The organism is Spirochaeta dissipatitropha (assembly GCF_054657935.1).
This window is the reverse complement of record NZ_BAAHXT010000016.1, coordinates 1-13,388: the sequence shown is the minus strand read 5'-3', so window position 1 is coordinate 13,388 and position 13,388 is coordinate 1. Positions and strand designations below refer to the sequence as shown.

At 46.2% G+C, this 13,388-nt stretch carries 10 protein-coding genes; 5 read left to right on the top strand and 5 right to left on the bottom strand.

Annotation, left to right across the window (positions count from 1 at the left end):
• Positions 1-10: 10 nt before the first annotated feature.
• The 5 genes from ACYQ2L_RS15260 to ACYQ2L_RS15240 all read left to right on the top strand — a co-directional run bounded on the left by ACYQ2L_RS15260 (position 11) and on the right by ACYQ2L_RS15240 (position 5,323).
• On the top strand, positions 11-1,480 hold the full coding sequence (locus ACYQ2L_RS15260; protein WP_460057500.1) for a type I restriction-modification system subunit M: 1,470 nt from the start codon (positions 11-13) through the stop codon (positions 1,478-1,480).
• Positions 1,477-3,210, top strand: coding sequence for a restriction endonuclease subunit S (locus ACYQ2L_RS15255; protein WP_460057497.1), 1,734 nt, complete (start codon positions 1,477-1,479; stop codon positions 3,208-3,210). The genes ACYQ2L_RS15260 and ACYQ2L_RS15255 overlap by 4 nt, the downstream gene beginning before the upstream one ends.
• Positions 3,211-3,427: 217 nt before the next feature.
• On the top strand, positions 3,428-4,219 hold the full coding sequence (locus tag ACYQ2L_RS15250) for an RES family NAD+ phosphorylase (protein WP_460057496.1): 792 nt from the start codon (positions 3,428-3,430) through the stop codon (positions 4,217-4,219).
• Positions 4,220-4,316: 97 nt separating this feature from the next.
• Positions 4,317-4,760 carry an excisionase family DNA-binding protein gene (locus tag ACYQ2L_RS15245; protein ID WP_460057494.1) on the top strand — a complete coding sequence of 148 codons (444 nt, stop codon included), beginning with the start codon at positions 4,317-4,319 and terminating at the stop codon, positions 4,758-4,760.
• Entirely contained in the window at positions 4,760-5,323 is a 564-nt protein-coding gene (locus tag ACYQ2L_RS15240) for a PIN domain-containing protein (protein WP_460057491.1), read from the top strand. The genes ACYQ2L_RS15245 and ACYQ2L_RS15240 overlap by 1 nt, the downstream gene beginning before the upstream one ends.
• Before the next feature lie 122 nt (positions 5,324-5,445).
• Here the strand turns inward: ACYQ2L_RS15240 and ACYQ2L_RS15235 are convergent, their stop codons facing one another.
• The 5 genes from ACYQ2L_RS15235 to ACYQ2L_RS15215 all read right to left on the bottom strand — a co-directional run bounded on the left by ACYQ2L_RS15235 (position 5,446) and on the right by ACYQ2L_RS15215 (position 13,091).
• Entirely contained in the window at positions 5,446-6,885 is a 1,440-nt protein-coding gene (locus tag ACYQ2L_RS15235; protein WP_460057489.1) for a hypothetical protein, read from the bottom strand.
• Between the two features lie 68 nt (positions 6,886-6,953).
• The gene (locus tag ACYQ2L_RS15230) at positions 6,954-9,080 is read right to left on the bottom strand and encodes a hypothetical protein (RefSeq protein ID WP_460057487.1); all 2,127 of its coding nucleotides are present in this window, start codon (positions 9,078-9,080) and stop codon (positions 6,954-6,956) included.
• A 9-nt stretch (positions 9,081-9,089) separates the two neighbouring features.
• Positions 9,090-10,277, bottom strand: a complete 1,188-nt coding sequence (locus ACYQ2L_RS15225) for a hypothetical protein (protein WP_460057485.1) — start codon at positions 10,275-10,277, stop codon at positions 9,090-9,092.
• 203 nt (positions 10,278-10,480) lie between these two features.
• Positions 10,481-12,736 (bottom strand): LPD7 domain-containing protein, encoded by a 2,256-nt coding sequence (locus tag ACYQ2L_RS15220; protein WP_460057483.1) that lies wholly within the window; start codon positions 12,734-12,736, stop codon positions 10,481-10,483.
• Positions 12,726-13,091, bottom strand: coding sequence for a plasmid mobilization protein (locus ACYQ2L_RS15215; protein WP_460057481.1), 366 nt, complete (start codon positions 13,089-13,091; stop codon positions 12,726-12,728). The genes ACYQ2L_RS15220 and ACYQ2L_RS15215 overlap by 11 nt, the downstream gene beginning before the upstream one ends.
• Positions 13,092-13,388: the final 297 nt, after the last annotated feature.

Sequence of the window (13,388 nt, the reverse complement as noted above, 5' to 3'; positions counted from 1 at the left end):
GAGGAACCCCATGGCAATAAGCAGTACGATTAAATCGATTCAGGATATTATGCGCAAGGATGTCGGCGTAGACGGTGATGCCCAGCGCATCGGGCAGCTGGTGTGGATGCTGTTTCTCAAGATCTTTGATGATCGTGAACATGAATGGGAGATGATGAGCGATGACTACCGCTCGCCGATCCCGGATAAGCTGCGCTGGCGCAACTGGGCGGCCAATCCCGAGGGTATGACCGGCGATGAGCTGAAGGATTTTGTCGACAACAGCCTGTTCCCCGGGCTGCAGAACCTGGAGCCGCGCGGTGATGACTACCGTGGAATTGTAATCCGCAATGTGTTCGAGGATGCCTACAACTACATGAAGTCCGGGCACCTCATGCGACAGGTCATTAACAAGCTGCAGGAAGGGATTGATTTCAACAAATCCAGCGAGCGCCATGAGCTGGGTGATATGTATGAGCAGATTCTGAAGGATCTGCAGAGTGCTGGGAATGCCGGTGAGTTCTATACCCCGCGGGCTGTAACCGAGTTTATGGTAGACCGGATGGATCCCAAGCTGGAAGAAAGCGTAATGGATCCGGCCTGTGGTACCGGCGGCTTTTTGACCTGCGCCATTGAGCATAAACGCAAGCACTATGTGACCACCCCGCAGGATGAACAGACCCTGCAGCGCAGTATTCACGGGGTGGAGAAAAAGCCGCTGCCCCATCTGCTTGCTACTACCAACCTGATTCTGCACGGCATCGAGGTGCCCGACCAGATCAAGCATGACAACACCCTGGCGCGGCCGCTGATCAGCTGGAGCCCCAAGGAACGGGTGGATGTAATTGTTGCTAATCCGCCCTTCGGCGGCATGGAGGAGGACGGGATCGAGAACAACTTCCCCCAGGCCTTCCGCACCCGCGAGACCGCCGATCTGTTTCTGACCCTGTTTATTCACCTGCTTAAAAGCAACGGCCGGGCAGCGGTGGTTCTGCCGGACGGCTTCCTGTTTGGCGAGGGCATGAAGACCCGGCTCAAGGAAAAGCTTTTGGGCGAGTGCAATCTGCACACCATCGTGCGCCTGCCCAACGGGGTATTTAACCCCTATACCGGCATCAAAACCAATCTGCTGTTCTTTACCAAGGGCAAGCCCACCAGCGAGGTATGGTACTACGAACACCCGTACCCCGATGGCTACAAAAGCTACAGCAAAACCAAACCGATGCGCTTTAGCGAGTTCCAGACCGAGATTGAGTGGTGGGGCAGCGAGTCCGACGGCTTTGCCTCCCGCGTGGAGACCGAGCAGGCCTGGAAGGTCTCGATTGAGCAGATCCGCGAGCGCAACTACAACCTGGATATTAAAAACCCGCATATCGGCGAGCAGATCAGCCACGATCCAGATGAACTGCTGACCCAGTACGAACAGCAGCAGGCCGAAATTCAGGACATCCGTAATCAGCTCAAAGGCATCCTGGCCACCGCCCTGGGGGGCACAGCATGAGCGCTGCCGAGGTAATAACCGACAACATCGACCTGTGGACCAGTGCAATCACGCATAAATCCACCGCCGGTCGCGGCCGCAACGGCAAGATAGAACTGACGGGCATAAAGAAACTGCGCGAACTGATTCTGGAACTCGCCGTACGCGGCAAACTCGTCCCCCAAAACCCCGACGACGAATCAGCCAGCACCCTGCTGGAAAAGATCGCCGACGAGAAAGAGCGACTGGTGAAAGAGGGGAAGATCAAGAAGCCCAAGCCCCTGCCGGAGATTAGCGAGGATGAAAAGCCCTTTGAATTGCCTGAGGGGTGGGAGTGGTGTCGGTTGGGGTATGTGTTTAATTCTATCGCCAGTGGAGGAACTCCTAGCAAGAATAATCCCGCTTTCTGGAATGGTGATATTCCTTGGGCAAGTGTGAAAGATCTGAATGGAGGAAAATACATATCTGTTACCCAAGATACTATTACTGAAGAAGGCTTGAAATCTGGGAGTAAACTGGCAGTTAGTGGGGATGTGCTTTTGTGCACTCGGATGGGTTTGGGTAAAATCGTGATCTGCCAGACTTCTATTGCATTCAATCAAGATTTGAAAGCCATAAAATTGTCCGAACAAGTGGACATAGACTATTATTATCTGTCATATGCTACTTTGGAACTGATTGGCACTGGTACAACAGTTGCTGGAATCACACAAGAAAAGCTTTTAAATCTTCCTTATGCTCTCCCCCCGCTCCCCGAACAACACCGCATTGTTGCCAAGGTTGATGAGCTGATGGCCTTGTGTGATCGGCTGGAGGAACGTACGGGTGATCAGCTGGAGGCGCATGAAACACTGGTGGATGTGCTGCTGAATACGCTGACCGATGCTGCCGATGCGCAGGAGCTTGGCGAGAGCTGGGCGCGGGTGCAGGAGCATTTTGACACCCTGTTTACCACCGAGCAGAGTATCGACCGATTGCAGCAGATCATTCTGCAGCTGGCAGTGATGGGGCGGCTTGTCCCCCAGAACCCCGACGACGAACCGGCCAGCATCCTGCTGGAAAAGATCGCCGCCGAGAAAGACCGGCTGGTGAAAGAGGGGAAGATCAAGAAACCCAAGCCCCTGCCGGAGATAACAGAGGATGAAAAGCCGTTTGAACTGCCGGAGGGGTGGGTGTGGTGTCGGTTGGCTGAAATTGCCTATCAAGTGACAGATGGTACCCATCACACTCCTCAATATAGCAAAGATGGTGTGCCTTTTCTCTCAGTCAAAGATATTAGTTCTGGAAAATTATGTTTTGATAACACGCGGTTTATTTCTCAGGAGCAGCACGATGTATTGATAAAGCGATGCAGGCCGGAAAAAGGAGATATGCTGCTTACAAAGGTTGGTACGACTGGTGTTCCAGTATTAATTGTAACTGATATAGAGTTTAGCATTTTCGTCAGTGTTGCACTAATAAAGTTTGATAAAAAAAATTATCTTGGTACTTTTTTCCGTCATCTGTTAGCAGCGCCACTTTTACGCGAACAGGCTGAAGAAGGCACAGAGGGAATTGGGAATAAAAACCTCGTCCTTCGTAAAATTAGTACAATGGTTCTTGTTATTCCCCCGCTCCCCGAACAACACCGCATTGTAGAACGAGTCGATGAACTTATGGCCTTATGCGACCAGCTGAAACAGCGCCTGCGGGATGCTGGGCAGACACAGCTGCACCTTGCCGAGGCGGTGGTTGAGGGCGCAACGGCGTAGCGGATGGTCGGTAGTTCCGAGGGTGTGCGCCGGCAGGCGCGCAATCCTGCCCTGGTCGTTCGCTGCGCTCACTGCTCGGGCATGCATCCTGCCCGGCCTCCGATTGATAGTCACTCATCAATCTAAAAATACCAGGACGGGTGGCATGGATAGATGTGTGTGGGGTGTGGAATGAGGATGCAGCGGCATTGGAGAAGTGTAACGGAGGAACTGGTGTATGCCATTTAGAACATGGCGGAGCTATGAAGCGTTTAAAGCAGCGGTTACCAGTCGGCGTCGGTATGTATTCGATGAGGAAACACAGGCTTTCCTGGCGGAGTTGGTTGCCAGTTCTCAATCGCGACAGGTTACGATTGAAACGGGTCGTAATTTCTGGAGGGCGCAATTGGGGGGTGGTTGGCGTTCTGAGTGTGTCGGCGATACCGATGATGTCCTCGAGGTTCCGGCTCCTCATCCTCCCGACAGAATGCGGCCACGGTTGAATGCCGCTACGGAGGGTCGGGCGAATTCCAAGGGGATACCGTGCTTGTATCTTGCCAGTAAAAAAGAGACTGCAATGGGTGAGGTCAGGCCGTGGATCGGGAGTGAGATCTCCGTTGCCCGGTTTAAAACGCAGAAAGAGCTCACTGTTATTGATTGTTCCAGAAACACCACTGCAAACCCGCTCTTCTTTGATGCAAATCGCAAGGATTTCTATGAGCCGGATGACGACCAAAAGGAATGGGCTGTCTGGGCTCACGTAGACAGGGCTTTTTCACTGCCGGTTACGCCTGAGGATGATCGGGCAGATTATGCGCCAACGCAGATTATTGCCGAGGTATTCAAGTCGCATGGGTTTGATGGCTTTGTGTACAGGAGCCGGATTGCCGATGGGTATAACATTGCATTGTTTAATCTGGACGCCGCTGAAATACAGAACTGCTTTTTGTTTGAGGCAAGGGATGTGCGTCATAGCTTTGCTGAGGTGGCTAATCCTTATTTTGTTCGTGGTGAGCAGTCGAGCGGTTAAGCGTAGTGTGGTGTTGATGGGGGCTGATTAATCCGATGATTCCTTTGTTGCGTTTATTTCGTTTAGGTAGTATATTAAACATATCAAGGGGGAAGCGATGAGCAAGGTTACTGAATTGATAGAACCCGCACCAGACGAAATTAGCGTTGCCAAAGAATCAAGTCGCAAACTGGCTCGGTATCAGTCTGAAACACTTAATATTCAGATTACCGGGACGATGGAATCTGTTGAGCTGCCGCGTTCGGCCGTCAGATTGTTGGTAGATCTGCTGTCGAATATGGGGCAGGGAAATGCGGTAACGTTGATTCCGGTGCATGCAGAACTTACGACACAGCAGGCTGCTGATCTTTTAGGTGTCTCACGGCCTCACCTTATATCGCTCCTTGAGAACGGTGACATTCCGTATCACAAGGTTGGGACTCACCGCAGAGTCTATTGCCGGGATGCGCTGCAGTACAGGGAACAGAATCACCAGAAGCGCGAGGAAGCCCTGGCCAGTCTGGCGGAACAAGCCCAGAAGCTGGGTATGGGGTATGATTAATGTTCACCGTTGTTCTGGATGCCTGCACTCTATATCCTGCCCATCTCAGAGACTTGCTCCTGCAGTTAGCAGCTGATGGGTTATACCGGGCCTGCTGGACGAATCATATACACGAAGAATGGATAGGCAATCTGTTGGCCAATCGTCCTGATTTGACCCGTGAGCAGTTGGAGAGAACCCGGTTGATGATGGATCAGTATGCCGCCGATTCTTTGATTACCGGTTATGATAAGTTGATTGAATCCATTGTCCTTCCCGATTCCGGTGATCGTCACGTTGTTGCCGCAGCTGTACGAGCAGGAGCGGACGGTATTGTGACCTATAACCTGAAAGATTTCCCGAAAGAATCACTTCAGGAATTCGGGATTGAAGCAATCCACCCGGATGATTTCCTGCTTGCTCAGTTTCACTTGAACACTGGGGTTTTTATTCGTGCAGTGCAAAAAATGCGACAGCGTCTAAAAAATCCACCAAAAACAGCTCGGGAGTTGCTGGAAATTCTCGGTAAACAAACACTTCCCGAGACCATACGAGCTCTGATCGAATTCGAAGATGTGATTTAACCAGGGAATGCGAAAAAAGGCGATTGCCCCTACTGGTGGACCCGTTAATGAACGAATCGCTGGCAACCGCCGTCTCAACTATATTCTAATACCTTTCTGTTTCTTGGGTCAATCTCTGTTGTCTAATCCTTGTTTTGCAATTCGTACTGTTTTCGTCCAAAGCTTACATTGCCTTCATTGTCGAAGGAGTACGGAACAAGTAGGCGCGGTATATTTTCGTAAATCCACGGGCTTTTCTCATCAAGGTATGTGCTGAAGTGATCATTGGTAACAATGAACGATGGATACTGTCGTGCATGGTCAATTAAATAGGCATCTGCAGGCGTGCCATAGATTGCTGTAGTCCAATTGTCACAGGCCTGTTTCACTTGCTGTATTTCTGATTCGGTGAGATAGTGTTCGAAAGAAGAATCGGCAAATACGTTGATTTCCTTGGTTCCAAATTCCCGTAGCTTGTTGATTATCGTAAGAGCTTTTGCGACATCTCCTATCCGCTCTTCCTTTAATCCATCGATTCCATAAAGTACGATATTGCAGAGATCAAGGTTTGCAGTTTCAATTTCCTCATCGCTTAATGTGCGGCGGATTACTGTCTGGTCGTCTATAGAGATTACCATATCACAAATGTCTGGATGCATTGTTAGTGCTGTCATTGGCTTTTCGCCTGTACTTCGTGCGATTTCACAATATATTCCTCCAGACATCTGGTAAGGGTTGATTATATTGCGCTCAATATACTGTTGAATGCTTTTTAACGACCATGTTGATTCCAGCGATTCTGTTAAATACAGAATGTATAAATGCTTTCCCAGTAGATCGGTAAACTCTGCTTTCGCTGTATCTGAGTCCTGTTTATACTGCTTCCACCGTGAGACGCTCTGAATACCTGAAATTTCAAGCTCTTTGTATTCGTTTCGGGATTTTATACCGTATTCTCTGGCATGAAAAAAAGTAGCAGCATCGGTAAAACCGCATTCTTTTGCTTCTTTGTAATCAAGAATGTTTGAAAAACCAGCAGTTATAATCGACAGTATTTCTTCGGTACTACAGGCACTAAGACCAGCCTCTTCAAGGTATAAACTAAACTCACTGAGGTTGTTACATGTCGGCAGTTCTTTCCTCAATAGGAGATTATCAACATGTTCCATCCAGTGAATATAGATATCGGGTAGATCAGTTTTTGTGACCTCCCGAAATTCATCAATGTTTGAATATCCAGACTCCATTAAAGCCTGATATTCCTTGAAATTCCTGGTTCCCATTATTATAGAATCACGGTATTGAATGCCATTTAAAAATCCCAGCTTATAGCCGGATTCCAGTTCAGCATAATCATTGTAGCCGTCTACTGTAGTTGTTAACATAACACCCTCATTCAATATGCCGCCCGTTCCTTTTAGTCCTTCATTGACATCCCAAAACACATAATCCGGTTGCAACCTCGATACTACCTGTACAAATTCATCCGGAGCAGCAAGTCCCACGAACGGAACATTAGTTTGATTTATTCTCAGAGTTACTGGAATAATTGCGTCTGTTTTCTTTTCCTTGACATCACTCATTTGATGATCCTCCTACAAGAAGAGTACAACCGGAAAAGAGTATTGACGGGTGGGAAAAAGTGCGAAGGTTAGCGGATTGCGCGTTTATATTCTCCGATATCCCTGAGAATATGAATGCCCGAAGGATCACCAAAGGTTTCTGCTATTTCATATGCAAGGTCTAGAGGGTATTGGCCATTAGGAGACATTTGATTTGGTACGGCACCAGATCCCGCTAATAGATACATGTTCTTCAGTAGTTGTTTTTCTTCGCGGTGATTCAAGTATTGAAGGTTTGTGATTGATGATTGAGCAAGAGATTGGAAAGTGGAATCAGAGTTATGGAGAAGGTCCAAGATGGCAGGAGCTGTGGTCATTCGTTGAAGATTGTAATTACCGTCGTTTATTATATTGGATAGGTATTCTGGAGAGCGCATGCTCTTGTGTTGAAAGTATGCGTTCATTGCGAGGTATATAGGATAGAATGAGTCTTCACCAAGCTCTCCTGTTAGATCAGGCTTATATTCGAGGAGTTCTTCTATAATGTTACTGGTTCCCAGGTACAACGCGCAGCTTAAGGGGCTCACTTTTTTAAGATTTGTTGGCAATGTTATTATTTCTTTTACCCTGTCATGCGGATATTCCTTGAGTGCATTCATGAGGATCTGCAAGATCTCGGAGGTTTTCTTGAAATGTTCCGGATTTGTACTTTCTAATAAGGCTTGAATTGCGAACAAGAGTGCTGTTCCATTGTCCCCGGGCTGTTTTGAAGAGTTTTGTGATATACGCAGTACGTCAGCACCCAAAGCGAGTTGTTTCTTTACCTGTTCGGGTGAGCCAAAGGTGACGGTCATCATCAATCTGGTTCGATCAAATCTTGCCCATCTTTTGGGTAGGTTAACATTCTTTTTATTAGAAGCAGCAAGCCATTTGTTCAGGTCTCGCTCGATTATTCTTTTTTTTGGTATGTCTGACAACAATGTTTCCATTTGTCGGTCGATCCAGGCAGTCGAGGAAGTGTAACTGAACTTATATATTCCATGAAGGAATTGTTTTTTGAAAACATGTCGAATTCCTGAGAGTTTTTCTTTTTTGCAATACTCGAAGACGCTAGTAGAAAACTCAGTAAAATTACTGCCCGAACAATATGCCAGACCATTGACATATTCCCAGAGAACATCAAAGTCAGATTCTTCAATTTCTGGCAGGAAAATATCCTGCTGTATACTTGTATTTTGCCAATTGTAATACTCATCGTCTGTAGTGAATTTTGCCAACAAACTCTGAGCCAAGATATGAATACTCATGGTTAACATTTCATCAGAGAATATAAAATCTGAAGGTACATGTAATTCTGTATCTTCTCTGTTTAGAAGTTCCGTAAAAAATGTGGACATCCATGAAGAGAGGTCGGAAAATGCAAGATCTGAGTCTTTAAGCATTGTTGCAAGCCATTTCCATGAAATAAAATCAATTTCCAGGATCTTTGCTGCTTCCACATCTATGTCACGTAGTGGCTCGATAATCTTTATAAGGAAGGTATGATATTTCGGTGAATCAGGTGTAGTTCCCCATGATTGAAGCTGCTTGACTAGTTCGCGGATTGCTTCTTTGTTCTGGCTTTGCCCCCGTTCCTTGTCACCCATATGTTCGGGATGCAGAAGTGTGATGAATTCCCAGTCCGAAATTCCTGGTTTCCCTAATAAACGTTTCGCATTATTTATACAAGACGCAAATGCTTCTTGTAGGGATGCATTTCCACACACAAGGAAATGCGGAGCATGCAGTTTAGCATCAGCTTCGAATTTTTTGATCATCCATGCATAACGCTGCACGGACATGTATGCGAAATAGTATGCAGTCAGGTTATGAATTAGCTGTTCAGACAATCCAAGTACAGGAAATTTCAATATTAGTTGTTGGTAGGCTCTGAAATAATGATACAGCTGAGCCCCATCTATCCAATGGAAATTTATTCCATCTGTTACCATTCGATATGATTCAAGGATACCCGTCAGGACGTCCATATAGCTGTCCAAATCTACATCTGACGATTCATTGCTCAGTAACTGGAGTTTCTTCTTCAGCTTTGCTGTTCCTAATGGAAACTCTTTGCCTCCGATAGCTGAGGTATATTTATTTAGAATACTTCCAATGCTGGGGTATTTAGGGATGGCACGTAATTGATCAATGGTCTTTATTGGTTCCGGTTCCATATAGGCTCGTCACCAGCTCGTTAAGTAAAGTATTTCGGTATCACCTTCTTCTGCTATTACAGTAACTTCTCCTGTGCTGTCCAATAATCCAATAACTACTTTTCCATCTGATAATCGCAGTCCGTTAACGATATAACTGTTATTTTCGATGGGAAAAATGGAGCGGACATCCAGATTAGTCAAGCTACTGATCTCTTCGTATATGTCTGTTTCGGGATCTATGAAATATGTCCTGAATCGGTCCGTGAAGCCTGATACAATAATTCTATCTGAAGTTGCTGTCATATGGCTGATAGAAGAAAAGTTTGGCATAAAATCGAGCGAACGCGGAACTCCATCCGGGTTATATACTTCTGCAATAATATTCGCTCTATCCTCATCTACAATGAAAACCCGATCTTTTGTTTCAGCTTTCAAACTCATGTGAGGAGGCCATATACTTGTCTGGAGTTCACTCTCAATCCAGGTGAAATCAACGTTACCCTGATTATCCAGCGTTACTCGTGCAATAGTTTGATATTCACCTTCAGAATCTGTGTGTGGATGATACAAGTATATATATCCATCAGGAGCCCTCCAGAAGTCTCTGCTTGGTAAATGGGCAAGTGCGCCTTCGGGATGCCTGATCCGATAATCTCCTTCCCATGTTCTGTATGCAATGAAACCAGTAGAAGTAACTTCAAAGAAGTCCTCTCTATCTCCTGTTGGGCTTGCATGAGTTACTCCAGGTGGCTCGGTGCTTGTATCAACTCTATGAATGCGCTGGTCGGTGCCGAGATAATAAATGCCACCTATTGCATCATACTGGAATAAGGGAGGGTGTTTATAATAGTTGGTCATAGATCTGAACCCGGTTACGAGCTCGCCCAAGTCAAAGAAGCCTTGACTATCCGCGGTATACAGCCATGCACTTGAAATGGAGCTGATAGAATATCCGAAACCGATAAGAAGCGCTTGTTCGGAAATACCTGCTACTAGTGCAATTGGTGCATTCGAATCAATTAGTACCTCGTCCAGTGATATCTTTGAAATGGAGCCATCATCAGTCAACTGGAAAAGCATATTTACGCTTTCATTTTCATCATTCGTGGTGTTTGCAACAAAAACTGCCCGGGCATTATTGGGGAAGTCAAAAAAAGAAACATCCGGGTCACTTTGTGAATCTTTTGAATCTGAAACTCTCTGATTCGTTTCCATTGGACAGCCTGAAAGTACTATCGCCAGGACCGCTGACAGGATAATCACAGTTATGATTTTAGTATTGGACTTACACATCATATTCCTCCAAATACCAATAACAAAACAAAATAATTTAGCATATTAGATATTATGTTTGGTATATTTTATTCTTATCAATATTTTTGTGTATGTCAAGAAAACCGAGGGGAATAATGTCTCCGTCAGAATTCCATTTCCATTCCCCCTCTATCATTACTCCGCGGTCTCGCCCGTCTCACAGGTGGCTGGGTTTTCTCCAGTGCTTCATTCATCCAGTCATCGGTGAATCGGAGGGGGAGTTTGAGGCTGGCTGCAGTTGCGACGACTTCTTTCTTGAAATCGTCTGAGCCATATATTTTCAGGTGTGTTCCGAACTTCATCATGGACAGGCGGAGGCCAGTTTCGGTGACCTCACTGCAATTGTTTTCAAAATCCACACGCTGGCCATGATCAACGAGTGCTTCATGTTCCCGGTATCGGTAATGCACACTGCCATTCTCTGTAATATGGTGAGACCAGTCTTCTTCATGGTAGATCGCACCCCGATAGTTTTTTGCGGTAGATGCTGCCGCGTTCTGGTTTTCATTCAGCAAAGGATTCCATCGGCGTAATCGTTGAAGTTCATGCAGTGATTTTTCATCTCCGTTTTCTGCCTGTTCGTGTAGCCAGGCAGGGTAATTATAGAGTCGGGAAAAACGGTACTCAATTTCTTGATTCCGGTTCTGTAGGGTAGTGTGTATTTCCTGGAAGCGGTGCACTTTGTTCATGTTAAGTAGGGACAAGGCGGCTTTGCGCTCGGCTATTGTTTGATTATTCTTGGCATATATCTTCTGTTTCCGGGCTACATACTCGTTTTTCAGCTTGTTTCGCTGCTGTGCTGCAGAATACCTGTTGTTCTGTTTTGCTTTGGCTGCTTCATGGCTTGCGGTATTTCGTTCGCAGGTGAATTGTCTCCACAGCTCGGGGTCATATTCCTGCCGCTGATTCTGCTGACGATTCTGTTCCTGATTGACTTTCCTGATTATTTGCAGCGCATCTTCCGGTTCGAGGTATAGTTCCTCTACCAGAAAATCAAGTGCTGAATACCGCTTACCGGTTTCTACTTGAATTCGTTTATAGTCTCCTGTCTGCTCTGTCCGATATTTCGCTGGATTTATACCATGGCTATGGCTCAGCGAATTCAGCAACTCTCCCGGATCAATCAGTCTGGCGTATTCATTCCTGTAAATTGCGGCCATTTCTATATATTTCATTTTGCGGGCTTCAATCCGCAGTAGCTCTCCGATTGTAGAGTCACCGGCTTGTTTGGCCGCTTCCTGAATCGATAGTGCTTCATTTGTTTCCTGAAAACTAATAGCTTCTGTAACCTGATTTTCTGCTTCCAGATCTGTGAGTTCCGGTTCAATTGAACGCGAGTAGAAGGCTTTTTCCAGTACGTGGAGCATGTTCTTACGCTCTGTGGTATCAGCTGATTGATACTGCTTCCATTGTGAGCGGTTGCCGCTGTTTAAATACTTGATTTCACGACAGCCCACAGCGTTCCATTCCTTGAGAATAGCTTCAGGATCAATAGAAGAGGAAGCATCTTTATCTCGTAATACACTTGAGCTTATGGTCTCATTCTGAAGCCAGGATTGTTTCTCTGCGCGAGAGAGCTGCAGGAAACTGCGTGAGAAAACCTGTTCTTTGAGGTTCACACCGCGAACATCTTCAGGCTTTTTAATGTTCAGGTATTCTCTGTCAGTTCCCGGGTTCCGTACACGAACGGTACCGAGCGTGTTCAGGAAGCAGATGAAAGCTTCGTAGTCATTCATGTTCAGGGCTGCTTCCAGTAAATCCTGCTTGAGCTCTCTCCCGGCTGGTTTGAAGAAGTCTCCCGAATATCGGCTAATTACTTCACTGCGATCTGCTGTTTCCAATCTACGATGATCTTTGGGACTTGCAAGCTTGTACTTTGTGTTCATCGTTTCCTGGAACGCATCAATATACTCAATGCATCTTTTGACCTTGCCGAATGGATTCAGTCCCTTACCATTCAAAAGATTGACCTTGGGAATCACAATGTGAAGGTGCGGTTTTCGTTCAAGCATTTTTCCTGATTTTTGATCCTGCTCACACTTGATTCTTGGTAGATGTGCTTCACAGTAATAGTAGTACTCATCGCTTCGATAGGCGGCAAAGGCAAACTGTCTGAATTCAGTACTGATTCTCTGTAGTGTATCCAGGGGTACCCTGTCCTCCCGAAAAGAGATGGTTATATGCAGGTATTTCTCTCCCTTGCCTGGAACCGAGCTAATAATTGCATCAGCTGCTTCAAGATCACCATGCAAAATGACACGGTTATCGAGTTGGTCACGGCTTTGCTCCCGGCCCTTTTTCCGACCCGTCTGCAGATATTCCTTGATTCCGCTTTTTCCTCCCCGAATCCTAATCAGCATTCGCAATCCCTTGTTTCAGGTAATCAGAAATCTGCAGTAGTGCTATTAATATGGAATGGTAGGTTTCCTCACATAGCACACCATGTAGATGATCCCGATTAGCGCGGTAAGCCAGTTGATTCATATTATTGCTTGCCTTGCTATATAAATAGATGAGTGAGCGCTGTTCTTTGCTGATGGGCCGCTGAGCCCGAACGCTGCTGCGATTATGGATAATCGCCTGCCGGAAAAACTCGCTGGTGCTCAAACCGCTTTCTGCTACCTTTGCCTTCCAGCGATCATATTCTTCGCGACTCAAACGAACACAAACAGAGCAGTCAAGCTTGTTGTGGGCAGTCTTTTTGGGTCGGGCCATTCTTCCTCCTCTGGCTATTCCGGGGTTTTTAAGGGGGTACCCCTTAAGCACGCGATATGTGACCTAAACTGCGCAGCGGTTTTGGTAAACATATCTGTCGTGCCTATGGCATCACGTATGCCCATTTCATTACCCGAATTCACAAATCAGGCATTCAGAAAATCTAAACTATCTGAATACGCTTTCATGCGTGTTTATACGCGTCTTTACTCGTAAGTATAATAATATTCTTTTAATATGCTTGCAATACGTAAATATACGTATTATAGTGTTATTTGTTGATTGTATTTGCGTATG

Bases quoted from the DNA above. Each gene is read 5' to 3' on its own strand.
- ACYQ2L_RS15260 (WP_460057500.1), top strand. From the start codon at position 11: ATGGCAATAAGCAGTACGATTAAATCGATTCAGGATATTATGCGCAAG.
- ACYQ2L_RS15255 (WP_460057497.1), top strand. From the start codon at position 1,477: ATGAGCGCTGCCGAGGTAATAACCGACAACATCGACCTGTGGACCAGT.
- ACYQ2L_RS15250 (WP_460057496.1), top strand. From the start codon at position 3,428: ATGCCATTTAGAACATGGCGGAGCTATGAAGCGTTTAAAGCAGCGGTT.
- ACYQ2L_RS15245 (WP_460057494.1), top strand. From the start codon at position 4,317: ATGAGCAAGGTTACTGAATTGATAGAACCCGCACCAGACGAAATTAGC.
- ACYQ2L_RS15240 (WP_460057491.1), top strand. From the start codon at position 4,760: ATGTTCACCGTTGTTCTGGATGCCTGCACTCTATATCCTGCCCATCTC.
- ACYQ2L_RS15235 (WP_460057489.1), bottom strand. From the start codon at position 6,885: ATGAGTGATGTCAAGGAAAAGAAAACAGACGCAATTATTCCAGTAACT.
- ACYQ2L_RS15230 (WP_460057487.1), bottom strand. From the start codon at position 9,080: ATGGAACCGGAACCAATAAAGACCATTGATCAATTACGTGCCATCCCT.
- ACYQ2L_RS15225 (WP_460057485.1), bottom strand. From the start codon at position 10,277: ATGGAAACGAATCAGAGAGTTTCAGATTCAAAAGATTCACAAAGTGAC.
- ACYQ2L_RS15220 (WP_460057483.1), bottom strand. From the start codon at position 12,736: ATGCTGATTAGGATTCGGGGAGGAAAAAGCGGAATCAAGGAATATCTG.
- ACYQ2L_RS15215 (WP_460057481.1), bottom strand. From the start codon at position 13,091: ATGGCCCGACCCAAAAAGACTGCCCACAACAAGCTTGACTGCTCTGTT.